The organism is Glaciimonas sp. OK215, assembly GCF_057787885.1.
Genome location: NZ_CM173544.1, coordinates 2,686,463 through 2,703,378, shown reverse-complemented (window position 1 = coordinate 2,703,378; position 16,916 = coordinate 2,686,463). Strand labels below are relative to the sequence as shown.

At 57.0% G+C, this 16,916-nt stretch carries 17 protein-coding genes; 3 read left to right on the top strand and 14 right to left on the bottom strand.

The annotated features are described in order from the left end of the window. The first annotated feature begins 46 nt into the window (after positions 1-46). Both AC3CHX_RS12205 and AC3CHX_RS12200 read left to right on the top strand, forming a co-directional pair. Positions 47-592, top strand: a complete 546-nt coding sequence (locus AC3CHX_RS12205) for a lecithin retinol acyltransferase family protein (RefSeq protein ID WP_488644266.1) — start codon at positions 47-49, stop codon at positions 590-592. A gap of 61 nt (positions 593-653) precedes the next feature. After that, positions 654-2,051 carry an aminotransferase-like domain-containing protein gene (locus AC3CHX_RS12200; RefSeq protein WP_488644265.1) on the top strand — a complete coding sequence of 466 codons (1,398 nt, stop codon included), beginning with the start codon at positions 654-656 and terminating at the stop codon, positions 2,049-2,051. A gap of 147 nt (positions 2,052-2,198) precedes the next feature. On the opposite strand, the gene fba is transcribed toward AC3CHX_RS12200, so the two are convergent. From fba to AC3CHX_RS12140, 12 genes are all read right to left on the bottom strand, one after another. Continuing rightward, on the bottom strand, positions 2,199-3,263 hold the full coding sequence (gene fba, locus AC3CHX_RS12195; protein WP_488644264.1) for a class II fructose-bisphosphate aldolase: 1,065 nt from the start codon (positions 3,261-3,263) through the stop codon (positions 2,199-2,201). Positions 3,264-3,330: 67 nt separating this feature from the next. Next, the gene (locus AC3CHX_RS12190) at positions 3,331-4,533 is read right to left on the bottom strand and encodes a phosphoglycerate kinase (protein ID WP_488644263.1); all 1,203 of its coding nucleotides are present in this window, start codon (positions 4,531-4,533) and stop codon (positions 3,331-3,333) included. A gap of 5 nt (positions 4,534-4,538) precedes the next feature. Next, positions 4,539-5,552 carry a type I glyceraldehyde-3-phosphate dehydrogenase gene (gene gap / locus AC3CHX_RS12185; RefSeq protein ID WP_488644262.1) on the bottom strand — a complete coding sequence of 338 codons (1,014 nt, stop codon included), beginning with the start codon at positions 5,550-5,552 and terminating at the stop codon, positions 4,539-4,541. Beyond that, the gene (gene gph / locus AC3CHX_RS12180; protein WP_488644261.1) at positions 5,549-6,256 is read right to left on the bottom strand and encodes a phosphoglycolate phosphatase; all 708 of its coding nucleotides are present in this window, start codon (positions 6,254-6,256) and stop codon (positions 5,549-5,551) included. The genes gap and gph overlap by 4 nt, the downstream gene beginning before the upstream one ends. Next, on the bottom strand, positions 6,256-8,271 hold the full coding sequence (gene tkt, locus AC3CHX_RS12175; protein ID WP_488644260.1) for a transketolase: 2,016 nt from the start codon (positions 8,269-8,271) through the stop codon (positions 6,256-6,258). The genes gph and tkt overlap by 1 nt, the downstream gene beginning before the upstream one ends. Before the next feature lie 12 nt (positions 8,272-8,283). Then, a complete protein-coding gene (locus AC3CHX_RS12170; protein WP_488644259.1) occupies positions 8,284-9,168 on the bottom strand; it encodes a phosphoribulokinase in 885 nt (294 codons plus the stop codon). An 18-nt stretch (positions 9,169-9,186) separates the two neighbouring features. Further along, complete coding sequence (locus AC3CHX_RS12165) at positions 9,187-10,275, bottom strand: class 1 fructose-bisphosphatase (RefSeq protein ID WP_488644258.1); 1,089 nt, start codon at positions 10,273-10,275, stop codon at positions 9,187-9,189. Between the two features lie 19 nt (positions 10,276-10,294). Then, positions 10,295-10,990 (bottom strand): ribulose-phosphate 3-epimerase, encoded by a 696-nt coding sequence (gene rpe, locus AC3CHX_RS12160; RefSeq protein ID WP_488644257.1) that lies wholly within the window; start codon positions 10,988-10,990, stop codon positions 10,295-10,297. Position 10,991: 1 nt separating this feature from the next. Continuing rightward, positions 10,992-11,759: an HAD-IA family hydrolase gene (locus tag AC3CHX_RS12155; RefSeq protein ID WP_488644256.1), complete on the bottom strand. Its 768-nt coding sequence runs from the start codon at positions 11,757-11,759 to the stop codon at positions 10,992-10,994. After that, positions 11,753-12,685, bottom strand: coding sequence for a CbbX protein (gene cbbX, locus AC3CHX_RS12150; RefSeq protein ID WP_488644255.1), 933 nt, complete (start codon positions 12,683-12,685; stop codon positions 11,753-11,755). Before cbbX ends, AC3CHX_RS12155 begins: the two co-directional genes overlap by 7 nt. Positions 12,686-12,720: 35 nt before the next feature. Then, entirely contained in the window at positions 12,721-13,140 is a 420-nt protein-coding gene (locus AC3CHX_RS12145) for a RuBisCO small subunit-like domain-containing protein (protein WP_488644254.1), read from the bottom strand. A 41-nt stretch (positions 13,141-13,181) separates the two neighbouring features. Then, entirely contained in the window at positions 13,182-14,645 is a 1,464-nt protein-coding gene (locus AC3CHX_RS12140) for a form I ribulose bisphosphate carboxylase large subunit (protein WP_488644253.1), read from the bottom strand. Between the two features lie 127 nt (positions 14,646-14,772). Between AC3CHX_RS12140 and AC3CHX_RS12135 the strand changes: the two genes are divergently transcribed. Further along, a complete protein-coding gene (locus AC3CHX_RS12135; protein ID WP_488644252.1) occupies positions 14,773-15,684 on the top strand; it encodes a LysR family transcriptional regulator in 912 nt (303 codons plus the stop codon). Between the two features lie 96 nt (positions 15,685-15,780). Here the strand turns inward: AC3CHX_RS12135 and AC3CHX_RS12130 are convergent, their stop codons facing one another. Beyond that, positions 15,781-16,257: an RES family NAD+ phosphorylase gene (locus tag AC3CHX_RS12130; protein WP_488644251.1), complete on the bottom strand. Its 477-nt coding sequence runs from the start codon at positions 16,255-16,257 to the stop codon at positions 15,781-15,783. Continuing rightward, entirely contained in the window at positions 16,254-16,778 is a 525-nt protein-coding gene (parS, locus tag AC3CHX_RS12125; protein WP_488644250.1) for a type II RES/Xre toxin-antitoxin system antitoxin, read from the bottom strand. The genes AC3CHX_RS12130 and parS overlap by 4 nt, the downstream gene beginning before the upstream one ends. Positions 16,779-16,916 lie beyond the last annotated feature (138 nt).

Sequence of the window (16,916 nt, the reverse complement as noted above, 5' to 3'; positions counted from 1 at the left end):
GGTGCGGACCGACTCTGAGAAATATTAGGGTCGTGGTACCAACACCATGAAGCACTTTCTCCAACACCTGCAGTGGGACGGACCGAATGCGAATACCGAAGCCGCGCCGACTTCGTGGCACGTCGCTGAGGATGCCGAATCACAACCGGGCACGCATCTTGTCACGCCCCGCCATGGCTACCTCCACCATGGCATTTACGTGGGTGATGGGAGGGTACTGCATTACGCCGGACTTTGCCGGTCTCTGCATAGGGGCCCGGTGGAAGAAGTCAGCATCGCCCGATTTGCCGCGGGCCATGAGGTTTGGATCAAACCAGGCGCGTCCCCGAAGTACGTGGGCCAGGAAGCGGTCCGGCGAGCCCGCTCGCGCTTGGGAGAGAATCGGTATCGGCTCCTGACCAACAACTGCGAGCACTTCTGCACTTGGTGCATATATGGGGAAAGTTGCAGCGAACAGGTCCAGGAATGCCTTGCATTCCCGCGCGTGGCGCTGTTTGCAGCGATTGGTTTGTTCAAGGCATTTTTCAAAGCAGGATCGAAAGCCATGCGCTCTTGGCTGGATAACTCCGCCCCGCTTCAAGGGCTAGCGTAATTGCTCGTTTTGCGACGCCGTAGCGTACAATATACCTATATTAGGGTTGAGGACGAAAACAATGGCTAGAAACGACGAGACAGGCGCCTGGGTGCCCGTGATCAGGAAGTCGGATGGGCCAGTCTATCTGGCGATTGCCGACTCGCTTTCCACCGATATTCTCTCCGGCATCCTGCCTGAGGGGACGCGCCTGCCCGCCCAGCGGAGCCTGGCGGATGCGCTCGGCATCGACTTCACTACAGTGACCCGCGCCTATGCGGAAGCCCGCCGCCGCGGCCTCGTCGATGGGCGTGTGGGACAGGGCACTTATGTGCGCGCAAAGCCGCCGAAGTTTGCCCAGCCCACTTCCGGAGGCATTATCGACATGAGCATGAACTTGCCGCCGCGTTTCGACGACGCAGGGCTCGCGGCGCGAATGTGGAGCGGGATCGTTGGCCTCGAATCGAGTGGAGGAATTGACTTGCTTCTTCGATATCAAGAGGCAGGCGGTGCAGCAGCCGACAGATCGGCTGGCGCTCTGTGGCTCGCGGCGCGGCTTGCGTCGCTTACGCCCGATCGCGTCATGGTTTGTCCCGGAACACAAGGCGCGCTTCTTGCGGTCGTCAGCCTGCTGGCCGCGCCGGGTGATGCGATCTGCACCGAGGCGCTCACCTATCCGGGTTTTCGATCGCTCGCTGCGCATTTGAGGATTCGTCTCGTTGCTGTGGAGATCGACGAGCAGGGCGTGATTCCTGATGCATTCGACGCTATTTGTCAGACAGACAAGCCGAAAGCCCTCTATTGCACGCCGACGCTTCACAATCCGACGACCGCAACAATGTCCCTGAAACGACGGGAGGCGATCGTGGCTATCGCTCGGAAACATGGGGTGCCCATCATTGAGGACGACGCCTATGGCATGCTGCCGCGGGAGCCGCTGCCTCCGCTCGCCGCCCTGGCGCCGGAACTCGTTTACTACATCGCCGGACTGGCGAAATGCCTCTCGCCCGCGCTGCGTGTGGCCTATGTTGTTGCGCCGGACGTTCGCTCCGCGACGCGCCTGGCCGGCGCGATACGCGCGCTCACGTCCATGGCCTCTCCTTTGACGGTAGCGACCGCCACCCGCTGGATTCAGAATGGCACGGCGGACGCGGTCATTGCGGCGATTCGTAACGAAACGGCCAAACGACAGGAGATTGCACGGGCGATCCTTCCGCCCGGCGCATTCCTCGCGAACCCAGAGGGTTTTCATATGTGGCTACCGCTCGTTCCGCCCTGGACGCGCGCAGAGTTTGCCGTTCGCCTGCGCTTGGTCGGCATCGGCGTCGTCGGCAGCGATGCCTTTGCGTTGGGCGCGGCGCCCGAGGCAGTGCGTCTCGGTCTGGGCGCGCCCGCGACGCAATCTGAACTTCGCAGGAGCCTTCAAATCGTCGCGGATCTCCTGGCCGAGCAGCCGGCAATGTCGTCAATGGTCGTGTGAGCCTGTTGGCGACGGCCTGCCAGCGATCAAATCCGCTGCCAGGCAAGATTTTAGCGACATCATCCATACAATGCGTTCCGTTCCGATGGTAAGCGGCGGGCGGAGCGGCATTGCGAGGCTGTTTGCAGTGGTCAGAATTGATGTTAATTAATGCACAATAGCGTCCAGTTCACCTTGGGTATAGCGCTGCGCCATCCGTTCCAGCGATGTGACCTTGATCTTCGACGCCTGTCCAGCCGAGCCGAACGCTTCAAAGCGCACCTGGCATATTTCCCTGGCTGCTGCCGTGGCATCCTTGAAAAACTTGCGCGGATCGAATTCGGACGGATGCTGGGCCATGCTGCGGCGCATTGCGCCGCTCATTGCCAGACGGATATCGGTGTCGATATTGACCTTGCGCACACCGTGCCGGATACCTTCCAGAATTTCTTCGACCGGCACACCATAGGTTTCCTTCATGTCGCCGCCATACTGGCGGATGATGTCCAGCCACTCCTGCGGCACGGAAGAGGAGCCGTGCATCACCAGGTGGGTATTGGGAATACGCGCATGGATTTCCTTGATACGGCTAATCGCCAGAATGTCGCCGGTCGGCTTGCGGCTGAACTTGTACGCGCCATGGCTGGTGCCGATCGCAATCGCCAGTGCATCCACACCGGTTCGCTTGACGAAGTCCGCTGCTTGGGCGGGATCGGTTAGCAACTGGTCGTGCGACAGTATTCCGTCGGCGCCGGAGCCGTCTTCCTCTCCCGCCTGACCGGATTCGAGCGAACCCAGACACCCCAATTCGCCTTCGACCGACACGCCGATGTAATGTGCGAAGTCCACCACCTTACGGGTTACTTCCACGTTGTAATCGTAGGAGGAAGGGGTTTTCATATCTTCCATCAGCGAACCGTCCATCATCACGCTGGAAAACCCGGAACGGATCGAAGCCTGACATACCGCCGGGCTGCCGCCATGGTCCTGATGCATGCAGATCGGGATGTGCGGATAGGCTTCCACCGCTGCTTCCACCATCTTGCGCAAAAATGCTTCACCGGCATATTTACGCGCACCGGCCGAGGCCTGCAGGATTACCGGGCTGTCGCAAGCATCTGCTGCCTGCATGATGGCGAGAATCTGTTCCAGATTGTTGACGTTAAAAGCAGGCAGAGCATATTGACGGTCGGCAGCATGGTCTAACAATTGGCGTAGCGATACGAGGGACATGTAAATCTCCTGTAGGGGTATGTGTAGTGGAAAACGGCGTAACGCCGGTCGCGTGTAAGTTGCCGGATCAGGGGTAATGGCGTATTGCACGCTGATTGAGCGCTTCTATGGCAGGAAGTGTCTTACCTTCAAGGAACTCCAGAAACGCACCGCCAGCCGTCGAAATGTAGTCAATCCGGTCGGCGATACCGAATGCATTGATCGCGGCCACGGTGTCACCACCACCGGCAATCGAGTAAGCGGGAGACTCGGCAATAGCGCAGGCTAGCACACGGGTGCCTTCCGAAAATGCCGCGAACTCAAACACACCCACCGGGCCGTTCCATACGATGGTGCCGGCCGTGCGAAGGATGCCTGCAAGCACCGCCGCGCTGTCAGGTCCGATATCCAGAATCTGGTCATCTGCTTCAACGTCCGCCAGTAGCTTGATGGCATGCGCCGCATCGGCTGCGAAATTTTTGGCGCACACTACATCGATTGGCAACTGTACCGCCGCGCCGCGCGCCTGCATCTTGTCGAGGATTTTGCGCGCTTCAGCTATCAGGCCAGGTTCTGCCAGCGACTTTCCGATTGATGCTCCTTGCGCCAGCAGAAACGTATTGGCAATACCGCCGCCGACAATCAGTTGGTCGACCTTGTCTGCCAATGCATTCAATATCGTGAGTTTGGTGGATACCTTGGATCCCGCAACGATCACAACGAGAGGTTTTTTGGGGCTGGCCAGCGCTATTGTCAGTGCCTCCAGCTCTGCCGCCATCAGTGGTCCCGCGCAGGCAATCTTGGCATGACGGGCGATGCCTTCGGTGGTGGCTTCGGCACGGTGCGCGGTGCCGAACGCATCGTTGACATAGATGTCGCATAGCGACGCCATCGCTTTTGCCAGTGTGGTGTCGTTGCTTTTTTCACCGACATTGCCACGGCAATTTTCGAGTACGACCACCTCGCCCGGCGCTACGTCAAAGCTGCCATCAAGCCAGTTCGACACCAATCGCACAGGCTGACCTAAGTGCCGGTTTAAGCATTGCGCAACCGGCGCGAGTGAATCGCGCGGTAACAGCGCACCCTCGACCGGACGCCCCAGATGCGAAGTCGCCATGACCCGGGCGCCGGCATCAAGCGCGAAACGCACCCCCGCCAATGCCGCACGAATACGCGTATCGTCGGTAATGTTGCCGGCATCATCTTGCGGCACATTAAAGTCGGCCCGAATGAAGACCCGTTTTCCGGCCAACTGTTCGGCAGTGAAGTCAGTCAGTTTGTTGAATTGCATGACGGTCATCGCTTGGCCGTCATCAAGGCGACTGTGGTGTCGAGCATCCGGTTCGAGAAACCCCACTCGTTGTCGTACCAGCTCGACACTTTGACCAGGTTGCCGGACACTTTAGTCAAGGTCGCATCGAAATTCGACGATGCCGGATTGTGGTTGAAATCGACCGACACCAGCGGTTCGACGTTGTACGTCAGGACGCCCTTGAGTGCACCTTCCGACGCTTCTTTCAGGATCGCATTGACTTCGTCAACAGTGGTTTCACGCGCCGCGACGAACGACAGATCGACCAGCGAAACGTTGATGGTAGGCACGCGGATCGCGAAGCCGTCGAGCTTGCCGTTGAGTTCCGGCAATACCAGGCCGACTGCCGCAGCTGCACCGGTTTTGGTCGGGATCATGCTCATGGTGGCCGAACGGGCGCGACGCAAATCTTCGTGATAGACGTCCGTCAATACCTGGTCGTTGGTGTAAGAATGTATCGTGGTCATCAGGCCATTCACGACACCGATTTTGTCGTTCAGCGGCTTGACCAGCGGCGCCAAACAGTTGGTGGTACAGGATGCGTTGGAAATCACGGTGTCAGTTGCCTTGAGCACCTGATGATTCACGCCATACACGATCGTCGCATCCACATCCTTTCCGCCGGGTGCCGAGATGATGACCTTTTTCGCACCACCTTTGATGTGTGCCGACGCTTTCTCTTTGGTTGTGAAAAAGCCGGTGCACTCGAGGACAACATCCACCCCCAGTTCGCCCCAAGGCAGTTCGGCGGGATTGCGGATGGCCAGCACGCGTATGCGGTCGCCGTTGACTATCATGCAGTCGCCATCCACCGTCACGCTGCCGGGGAAGGTCCCGTGCGCGGTATCGTATTTGGTCAGGTGCGCATTGGTTTTCGGGTCGCCCAGGTCGTTGATCGCAACGATCTGGATATCATGATTTTTATTCCCTTCGTAGTGGGCACGAAGTACGTTGCGGCCGATGCGGCCGTAGCCATTGATGGCGACTTTGATGGTCATGGTGTCGTTTCTCTTTCCGGTTGTAGGGATGGCGCTGCAAGCAGAGCCGGTAATTCTTCAAACGATTCGATCAAGGCGTCGCATTGCATGCCGGCGTGCCCATCCGGCCCGGGGTAGCCGTAGCGAACGATATACACCGGCATCCGGGCGGCGTGCGCGGCGGCCACGTCGACGGCTGAATCCCCCACCATCGACGACCTTTCCGGACTTACCTCCAGCACGCGGCAGGCATATAACAACGGCTCCGCTGCGGGTTTCATCTGCGCTATCGAGTCGCCACCCACCAGGATGTCAAAATACCCATCCAGACTGGCGATTTGCAACAGCGCTTCGGCAAATTCAAACGGCTTGTTGGTGACACAGGCGAGCCGAAAACCGGCCTCTTTCAATGCCATCAGCCCATCCCGCACGCCCGGAAATACCTGGCCGAAGCGCCCATTCGTCTCCCGATAATGTTGATAGAACAGGTCTTGTGCATGCTGCTGGTTAAATGTGTCGGAAATGCCGCTGACATCGAGTACGCAACGCAGCAGATTGGGCACGCCTTTACCGATGAAACCGCTCACCGTCCTGAATGGCAAAGGCGGTGCCTCCAGCTCGTCCAACATTCGGTTGACCGCTGCAACAATGTCGGGCGCAGTATCCACCAGCGTGCCATCGAGGTCGATCAGGACCGCACGTTGTGAAGTATCAATGTGTCCCATTACCGCCCCTTTATTACGGTAAGCGCAGATTCGGCTACATGCGAAGGCGTCAGCTTGAAGTGCGCATACAGTTGTTCCGCGGGAGCGGATTCGCCAAACGTATCGATACCGATGGCAATCCCGTTTTCTCCCACGACTGCGCGCCAGAACCAGGTCACCCCGGCTTCGATGCTGACGCGTGGAACACCGTCCGGCAAAACGCGTTTGCGGTAGTTGGCATCCTGCGCATAAAAAATCTCAACGCATGGCATCGACACCACGCGCACGGCTACACCTTGTTGGGCTAATTGCTCGGCTGCCGCGGCAGCGATTTCGACTTCGGAACCTGTCGCAATCAGCACCACCTGCGGCTGCGGGCAATCGATCAATACATAGCCGCCACGAGCGATATCGCCGGTTTGCTCGGGATTACGTGAAAAAGGCGTCAACGCCTGGCGCGAAAGCACCAGGCAAGTCGGTCCATCCGCACGCGTGATCGCCGCTTGCCAGGCGATCGCGGTTTCGACTCCATCGCACGGGCGCCAGAGGCGGTTATTCGGAATCAGGCGCAGGCTGGCCGCGTGTTCAACCGGTTGATGTGTCGGTCCGTCTTCACCCAGGCCGATAGAGTCATGCGTGAGGACATGAATCACGCGCTGCCTCATCAGCGCCGCCATGCGGATCGCATTGCGCGAATAATCCGAGAACGTCATGAAGGTGCCGCCGTAGGGAATAAAGCCGCCATACAGTGCCATGCCATTCATGATCGCGGCCATGCCGAACTCGCGCACGCCATAGCTCAGGTAATTGCCGCTGCCATGATGATTGACCCACACCGATGCCTTGACATTGGTCAGGTTGGAGCCGGATAAATCCGCCGATCCGCCAAAGAACTCGGGCAGCATGGCCGTGATATGTTCCAGCACGATTTGCGAGGCTTTGCGGGTGGCCACTTTCTTGTGCAGCTCTCCCTGCGTATGGACGAGCTGAGAAAACGTATCGGTCAATGCGGCAGGCAGCGTGCCTGCCATGCGCCGTACCAGTTCAGCGGCGAGCTCGGGATTTGCCGCTTGATAAGCCGCAAATCGGGCTTCCCATTCTGCCTGCCGCGCTTGACCGATGTCACGCGCATCCCACACTGCCGCCATTTCAGGCGGCACCTCGAACGGTGCAGCGGTCCAGCCTTTTTGCGCACGCATGGCGGCAACTTCCACAGCACCCAATGGCGCGCCGTGGACGCCATGGCCGCCTGCCTTGGTCGGGGCGCCCTGGCCTATGACCGTTTTGCAGCAGATCAGGCTTGGTTGACTGTTCTGCGATTTGGCTTGACGAATCGCCAGGTCGAGCGCGTCGACATCATGACCGTCAACGGATGCAATGACATTCCAGCCATAAGCGGCGAAGCGCTTGGGTGTATCGTCGGCAAACCAGCCTTTGACGTTGCCATCGATGGAAATGCCGTTATCGTCATAGAAGCAGATCAATTTACCCAGACCCAGCGTGCCGGCCAGTGAACTGACTTCGTGGCTGATACCTTCCATCAGGCAGCCATCTCCGACGAATACGTAAGTGTGGTGGTCGATGATATTGTGCCCGGGGCGATTGAAGCTGGCGGCCAGCATTTTTTCTGCCAGCGCCATGCCGACCGCATTCGACAGACCCTGACCCAGCGGGCCGGTCGTCGTTTCTACACCAGGCGTGACATCAACCTCCGGATGCCCCGGTGTTTTGGAATGCATCTGACGGAACTGCTGCAGTTCCTCAATCGGCAAATCGTAGCCGGTCAGGTGCAACAGTGCGTAGAGCAGCATCGAGCCGTGTCCGTTGGACAAGACGAAGCGGTCGCGGTTAAGCCATTTTGGGTCAGCCGGGTTGTGACGCAGATGGCCGCGCCAAAGGACGTCTGCAATTTCAGCCATCCCCATGGGCGCGCCGGGATGACCGGACTTGGCTTTTTCCACTGCATCAGCGGCCAAAAAGCGCAATGCGTCGGCCGGCGTGGCGGCTATTGCCGTCAATTTTTCTGGAGCATTCATGATTCGCCTTTGTCAAAGAACGCTGCGGGCACGTTTTTTACGTTCCATCATGCGCAGGATGAAGGGTGTGAAGATCAGCTGCATCGCCAATTCCATCTTCCCGCCGGGAACGACGATGGTGTTGGCGCGCGACATGAAGGAGTCATGCACCATATTGAGCAGATACTGAAAATCAATGCCTTTCGGATTGGCGAACCGAATCACCACAAAACTCTCGTCCGGCGCCGGTATCTCACGGGCAATGAACGGGTTGGAGGTATCCACGCAGGGCACGCGCTGAAAATTCACATGGGTGTGCGAGAACTGCGGACAGATGTAATTCACATAATCCGGCATGCGGCGCAGGATGGTATCGGTGACCGCCTCGGTCGAATAGCCGCGTTTGGACTTGTCGCGCCACAGCTTTTGAATCCACTCCAGATTGATGACCGGCACCACCCCGATCAGCAGATCCGGATGCTGGGCGATATTGACCGTATCGTTGACCACGCCGCCGTGCAATCCTTCATAAAACAGCAGATCGGTGTCCGCCGGCAAATTCTCCCAGGGGGTAAAGGTCCCTGGTTCTTGTTTGTACGGTGCGGCTTCTTCAGGGTCATGGAGATATTTGCGACGCTTGGCGATGCCAGTCTCTCCATAAGTGCGGAACAAGGTTTCAAGCTCAGCAAACAGATTGGTATCCGGACCGAAATGACTGAAATTCATATCGCCGGTCTCTTCAGCCGCGGCAAGCCTGACCTTCATTTCCTTGCGGTCGTAGCGATGAAAACTGTCTCCTTCAACGATGACCGACTGGATTTTTTCGCGCCGAAAAATGTTTTCAAAGGTACGGGTAACGGAGGTGGTACCCGCGCCGGACGAGCCGGTAATGGCAATGATGGGATAGCGCTCAGACATGATGTGCTCTCGAAAAAATTAAACAGGTACCCGAAACAGGCTGCGCTCATTGAATAAGGGATTCGGCAAGTCATCCTTCTGCGGTGTGTTGTGATAATTCTCGATACGCTCGACTTCATTGCGCGAACCGAAGATCAGGCCGATGCGTTGATGCAGCGAGGTCGGTTGCACGGCAGTGATCGATTGACGACCGGTACTGGCTCTGCCGCCAGCCTGTTCCATGAGGAAGCCGATCGGATTGGCTTCGTACAGCAGCCGCAGGCGACCTGACTTGTTGGGATCCTTGGAGTCGCGTGGGTACATGAATACACCGCCGCGCATCAGGATGCGGTGCGCTTCGGCCACCATGGAAGCGATCCAGCGCATATTGAAGTCCTTGTCTCGCGCCCCGGTTTTACCGGCCATGCATTCATCGACATAGCGCTTGATCGGTTCTTCCCAGAAGCGGCTGTTGGATGCATTGATGGCAAATTCATGCGTATCGGGCGGGATTTGCAAACCGGGATGGGTCAGCATGAATTCGCCTAGATTAGGGTCGAGGGTGAAGCCGTTGACGCCGGTTCCCACGGTCAGCACCAACATGGTTGATGGTCCGTAAATGGCATAGCCGGCGGCAAGTTGTTGCGAACCCGGTTGCAGGAAATCCTTTTCGCTGACGTTTTGGATACCATCTGCCGCGCGCAGTACCGAGAAAATACTACCCACCGACACATTCACGTCGATGTTGGACGAGCCGTCGAGAGGGTCGAACACCAGCAGGTATTTCCCCTTGGGAAACTTGGGTGGAATCTGATACGGATCCTCCATTTCTTCGGATGCCATTCCTGCCAGTTGGCCACCCCATTCCGTGACATGCAGGAAAGCATCGTTACTCATGACATCGAGTTTTTTTTGCGTCTCCCCCTGGACATTGACGGAGCCGCCTGCGCCGCCCGCATCGCCGAGTACACCACCTAATGCACCAAAGGCCACAGTACGCGCAATGCTCTTGCATGCCAGCGCAACATTCAAAATCAAGCTATTGAAATCGCCGCTGGCTTCTGGATAACGGCGCCGTTCTTCAATCAAGAACTGGGTCAGGGTAGTGCGATGCTGGGTCAAAGGCATGATGATCTCCGATCTGTTTTTATAATGTGAAGGCTTGCGCGCGTAGTTGCTGCATGATGGTGCGGTAACCTTTATCTGCGTCCGCTGCGCTAAAAACCGCACTGCCGGCAACAAAGGTATCGGCTCCAGCGCGTTGAATAACACCGATGTTGTCTGCCTTGACCCCGCCATCCACCTCAAGCCAGATGTCTTGACCGCCGGCGGCTTGATGGGCATCAATACGAGCGCGAACTGCCTTTAGTTTTGCGAGGGTGCCGGTGATAAATCTTTGGCCGCCAAAACCTGGATTGACGCTCATTAGCAGCACCATGTCGAGTTTGTCCATCACATGATCCAGCAGATCCAGCGGCGTAGCGGGATTGAACACCAGGCCGGCCTTGCAACCATGCTCGCGGATCAGGTTGAGCGTGCGGTCGACGTGGCGGCTTGCTTCGGGGTGAAAGGTGATGAAATTGGCGCCCGCCTTCGCGAACAGTGGAATCAGCGCGTCCACCGGTTCGACCATCAGATGCACGTCGATCGGGATCGTTACATGCGGGCGGATCGCTTCGCACACCAGCGGGCCGATGGTGAGGTTGGGGACATAGTGATTGTCCATCACGTCGAAATGGACCAGGTCGGCTCCGGCGGCTTCGATGGCCCGCACTTCCTCGCCCAGCCGGGAAAAGTCGGCCGAAAGAATCGATGGCGCGATGCGAATGTCTGAAATTTTCATGTTATGCCGCCTCGTACAGAGTGCCGCGATGCCAGCGACGCAGCGCCGCCAGATCGACCCAGCGCTGGTCGGCGCCTGGGATGCCGCGGAGCATCGGTTGGTCCGGATCGCCCAGATGCGGCAGCACTAGAAGCGCCTCGTTGAACTGCTGCCCGCCGGTATAGGCGCCTGGCGTGACTAATGTCGGTATTCCCGCCGCACGGGCAGCGCGCAGACCATTCTCCGAATCTTCGAAAGCGAGGCAATCTGTGGCCGGCAGTGCGAGTGCTTCGAGTGCGGCCAGATACACATCCGGTGCAGGTTTTTTGTTCTTGACTGTGGACGCATCGCATACGGCGACAAACAGCTTGCGCCAATCGCGGCCTAGCCAAGTGCGCAACAACGCATCGATATTGGCGGGCGTGGTGGTGGTCGCGATTGCCATCGGCATCCGGGCTGCATGGGCTTCCCGGATGATGCGCAGCACGCCCGGGCGCAAGGAGAGCTTGCCGCCACTGACCATGGCTTCATAGTGCCGCGTCTTGATGGCATGCACCGCGGCTATCGTTTCCTTGACCTTGCTCCCGCTTGCCTCGCCCGGATCGACGATGTTCCAGTAATACAGGAGCCGTTCCTTGCCGCCCGCCACGTCGAGCAGGCCGGCGTAGACAGACTCGCTCCAGTACCAATCGAGTCCGACGTCGATAAATGCCGCGTTAAACGCGTCGCGATGCGTGGTTTCGGTGTCGGCCAGCGTGCCGTCCACATCAAAGATCAGTGCCTTTAACATGCTGCTTTCTCCATCGCATCGGTCTGCGGGTTTGGCTTTGTAAATACGCGACTGGACAACAAGTCAGGTGCGGTGATGGTCGTCAGTGATAAATCATCAGCGACCGAGGCTGGGTCTTGCATCAGTCGTGATGCATGCCGTAGCCGCGCCCGGTCCAGTGCATTGCGCACGCTGCGGGCGTTGGCAAAGTGCGGTTGCGCCATACGACGTTCCAGATAGTCGGTAAATACACGCGTCGCATCGTCGTCAAACCGGTATTGCATTGTTTCCAGCATCAGGTCGGCGATCTGCGCCAATTCGCCGACACCGTAGTCCGGAAAGTCAATATGATGCGCAATACGTGACGACATGCCGGGATTGGATTCAAAAAACTTATCCATCCGGTCTTTGTAACCAGCCAGAATGACCACAAGATCGTCCCGGTTGTTTTCCATTACCTGCAGCAGGATTTCGATGGCTTCCTGGCCGTAGTCGCGCTCGTTTTCCGGGCGATACAGGTAATACGCTTCGTCGATGAACAACACGCCGCCCATTGCTTTCTTGAGCACTTCTTTGGTCTTGGGCGCTGTATGGCCGATATATTGGCCCACCAGATCGTCGCGTGTTACCGCGACCAAATGCCCTTTACGGACATAACCCAGGCGATGCAATATGGCTGCCATACGCAATGCAACGGTCGTTTTTCCCGTCCCAGGATTACCGGAAAAACACATATGCAGGCTCGGTGCTCCCGCCGAAAAGCCGCGTTCCGCACGTAGTTTATCTATTAATAGCAATGCGGCGATGTCACGGATGCGTTGTTTGACCGGCGCCAGGCCGATCAGCTCGCGTTCAAGCTGTGCCAGCAACTCCGTGATGCCCGAGCTGGCAAGCGCCAGCGCAAACGGATTTGCGGAAGCGGCTGGTGCGATGTTCGGTGTTTGCATAATGAACTCGATATGAAGAAGGCAGTAAAAGACGATTAGTAGCGCGCACCCTCCGGCTTGGCCTGCACCGCATAGCTCTCGATGCTGTAACGAATCGTGCGGCCGGCCTCTTCATGACGGACCAAGCGAAAGCCCGGCTCGACTTCAGGGCGGTTGACAATGAACGCCATCACCAGAGATTCCACGCCTTGGCTGGAATCGAACGCCGTCATGCGAATGTAATAGTTGGCAAATGTTTTACGGCAGTTAGCCAGTTCCAGCATGATCCCGGCCGGGTCGCGCAGATCGAACATTGGCGGTCCGTACATTTCCCAGTAGGTATTGCGTGGATGTGGGTCGTCGGTATATTCGATTGCCAGTGCCCAGCCTTTACCGAGGCAATAATCTATCTGTTTGGTGATTTGCAGATCGGTCAGATCGGGTAAAAATGAAAATGTGCCTTGTGTGATGCGCATGGTAATCCTCTTTAATTCTTCGATGAACGTGGTGGTTCCCGTTAGGAAACGGAAGCCGTCGGGGTGAAATCAGACGTATCGGTCGAGGCGTAGTTGAATGAAATTTCACCCCAGGTATCGAGCGCCGCTTTCAATGGGGAGCACCATTTGGCAGCATCTCGCAGAATGACGGGCCCTTCATTCTTGATGTCACGGCCTTCGTTACGTGCCAGCACCATGGTTTCCAACGCTACCCGGTTGGCGACTGCACCCGCCTGGATGCCTTGCGGATGACCAATCGTGCCGCCGCCGAACTGCAGCACCACGTCGTCGCCAAACAGATCCAGCAACTGATGCATTTGCCCCGCATGAATCCCGCCGGAGGCGACTGGCATGACCTTGCGCAATGCGCCCCAGTCCTGATCGAAGAAGATGCCGCGTTGCAGGTCGACCTTGGTTTGCGTATCGCGGCAAATGTTGTAATAGCCCTGCACCGTCATTGGGTCGCCTTCGAGCTTGCCGACTGCAGTGCCTGTGTGCAGATGATCGACACCGCACATACGTAACCATTTGGCGATCACGCGGAACGATATGCCGTGATTTTTTTGCCGTGTGTAGGTACCGTGTCCGGCGCGGTGCATATGCAGCACCATGTCATTCTGCCGGCACCAGTTGGACATGGACTGGATCGCCGTCCAGCCGACCACAAGGTCAATCATGACGACAACCGACCCCAGGTCTTTGGCGAACTCGGCCCGACGATACATTTCTTCCATGGTGCCGGCGGTAATGTTCAAGTAATGGCCTTTCACTTCACCCGTCGCAGCCGAGGCCCGATTAACTGCCTCCATCACGAACAGGAAACGGTCACGCCAGTGCATGAAAGCCTGCGAGTTGATGTTCTCGTCATCCTTCATGAAATCCAGGCCGCCCTTCAAGCCCTCATACACCACGCGACCGTAGTTACGGCCTGACAAACCCAGTTTCGGCTTGGTGGTTGCGCCGAGCAGCGGGCGTCCGAATTTATCCAGGCGTTCACGTTCGACGATGATCCCGGTCGGCGGGCCAGGGAAGGTCTTGACATACGCAACCGGGAACTTCATGTCTTCCAGGCGTGCTGCTTTCAATGGTTTAAAGCTAAACACGTTACCAATGATGGAAGCGGTCACGTTGGCAATCGAGCCTTCTTCAAACAGCGACATGTCGTAAGCAACCCAACAGAAATATTGTTCCGGATTATTCGGTACCGGATCAATCCGATACGCTTTAGCGCGATACATGTCGCATGCAGTCAGGCGGTCAGTCCATACGACGGTCCAGGTGGCCGTCGATGATTCACCGGCAACCGCTGCTGCGGCTTCGATCGGATCGACGCCATCCTGCGGCGTGATCCGGTAGACGGCCAACACATCGGTTTCCTTCGGCACATAGTCGGCATCCCAATAACCCATCTGCGCGTACTTAAGCACTCCAGCGGTGTAGCGTTTCTTATAGTCGGTAATTAATGTTGTTTCGTTGCTTCCCATCGTGCTCTCCTCAGTTGGGCCGATGCCCGTTTGACTATCTATGGACTTGACTATATAAAACGACTAGCATCAGGTCTAATAAATAAAAATACAAATCACATCAGTAAATACTTATGGATAAATTGTCATGCGCCGCTATACCCTCCGCCAACTCGATACCTTTCTCGAAGTCGCACGCGACCTGTCGATTTCGCGCGCTGCTGAAAAGCTGCACGTCACCCAGCCGGCGGTATCGATGCAGATGCGACAACTCGAAGAAGCGATCGGCATGCCGTTATACGAGCAGACGGGCCGTAAGATTCGGCTCACTGATGCCGGGCAGGATTTCCAGCAGTACGCGATTGCAGCGATTGCCCAACTGAAGCAACTGGAAGATGCGATGGCGGAACGGCGCGGTATCAAGAGGGGACGTGTTGAACTGGCAATTGTCAGTACGGCGAAGTATTTCGTCCCGATGCTGCTGGTGCTATTTCGCAGGAAGTTCCCGGACGTTGAAGTGGTATTACAAATCCACAACCGGGAGAGCATCATGAAGCTCCTGATGCGTAATGAGATTGACCTGGTGATCATGGGAAGCCCTCCCGACACGATCGAATGCACTGCTACCGCATTTGCAACCAATCCGCTGGGGATAATCAGTGCGCCGGAGCATGCGTTGTCGCGCAGACGCAATGCGCCATTGTCGATACTGAACGATCAGGAGTTTGTGGTGCGGGAAGTGGGGTCCGGTACCCGCCAATCAATGGAGCGGCTGTTTGCCGAACACGGCATCAGTCTGCATATCGTGATGGAGATGCCGAGCAATGAAACGATCAAACAGGCCGTCATGGCTGGCATGGGACTGAGTTTCCTGTCACTGCGCACTGTCCGGCACGAACTGGCGTCTGGCCATCTGGTGCTGTTGGATATTCAGGGTTTGCCGATTGTGCGCCACTGGTATGTTACGCATTTACCCTCCAAACGGCTGTCGCCGGCGGCCAGCGTGTTGAAGTCCTTTCTGATTGAAGAGGCAGGACCACTGGTCAATCTGTGGGCATAAATTGTGTAGATAAATTTATCGAGCGGCCGTTCGCATTGCCAGTCACCCCAGAAGAATGGTCGCGGCGAGATGGCTCCAACGCGTTCCGCGCCGAGCCTAGCCCATTCTTGGGTCATAGAGCCATTTCCTGAGCTTGGTTGCCGTGATGTCTTTTGCATCTGCATGCAACGGATTAATCAAGACGTTTTGTTCCTCTGGAACAATGACAGACGGCACCAGTAGCAAGGCAGAAGCGCCGTCGGCAGTCCATGCGTCGCCAGCGTCAAGACTTACCTTGCCTGTTGGAAGGGCATCCCATCCGACTGGCAAGGTTGTCGCAGTTACCCGTACGGCCGCTTTCCATGCGGCGTCAGGGATCTCGATTCGCACCAGGTAACGATTTAAAGGCAGCCCGGCTGACTTCACATGAACAAATGTTTCCAGACAAGCCAGGGCAATGTTTTCTGCACAGTAAAGTAAACCAGTTCCGGGGCGATTCCAGCGCCCGCCGGTGACCTTCGCACCGGCGCCAGTCAGGTCGTCAGCAGTATAGTCAGGCGTGTCGGCAGCAATGCGCCACACCACCCGGCTCAAGCGTAGGCTCCGCTTTGCATCATGGACAGAAGATTGGAAACCAGTTTTTGACCTTCCATGGTGTCCATGTAACTCGCCGGGCATTCACCGCCTAAGGCGGGAATTGGTTCTTCCAGCCAGTGCGCAACCCATTTTGCGGCATCAAATCCTTCCAGGTTGCCGGATTGCTCCACCATTGCCTGTACCTGGCCAATTAAATTGGACATGCCGAGCACACGTTCGCTGTCTTGCGCGGAAAGCTCCTCATCTCTGCTCGCTTTGCGATTGATGGTGGCCGTTGACAGCCGCAGGAATTTGAAAATCCTGTCCTGAGGAGTATCCATCATGCGCACCATGTCTTTCACCTCAACGGCACGCACACCTTGCCGGATCAATCTCACCCGAAGAGCCGGGGTAGAGCCGTACACGTTACGAAAGTCAGTCAGCGACATCAAACTGGGCTCAGCGGGTTGCTTTGGTCCAAACGCTGTTGCCAGAAGTGCTTTTTTGGCTTGAGGGCGTTTCTCGGTTGAAACTGTCATGATGTGCTCCTTTGAGTAGTAATATTAGATCAAATGAGCTGGAAAGCCAAGATATCGATTCCGCTGGATTGATTCTGCAAATTACTGAATTAGGGCGAACCAATTTCATCAGGCTGTAAAACTTCATGCTGAGAGTAC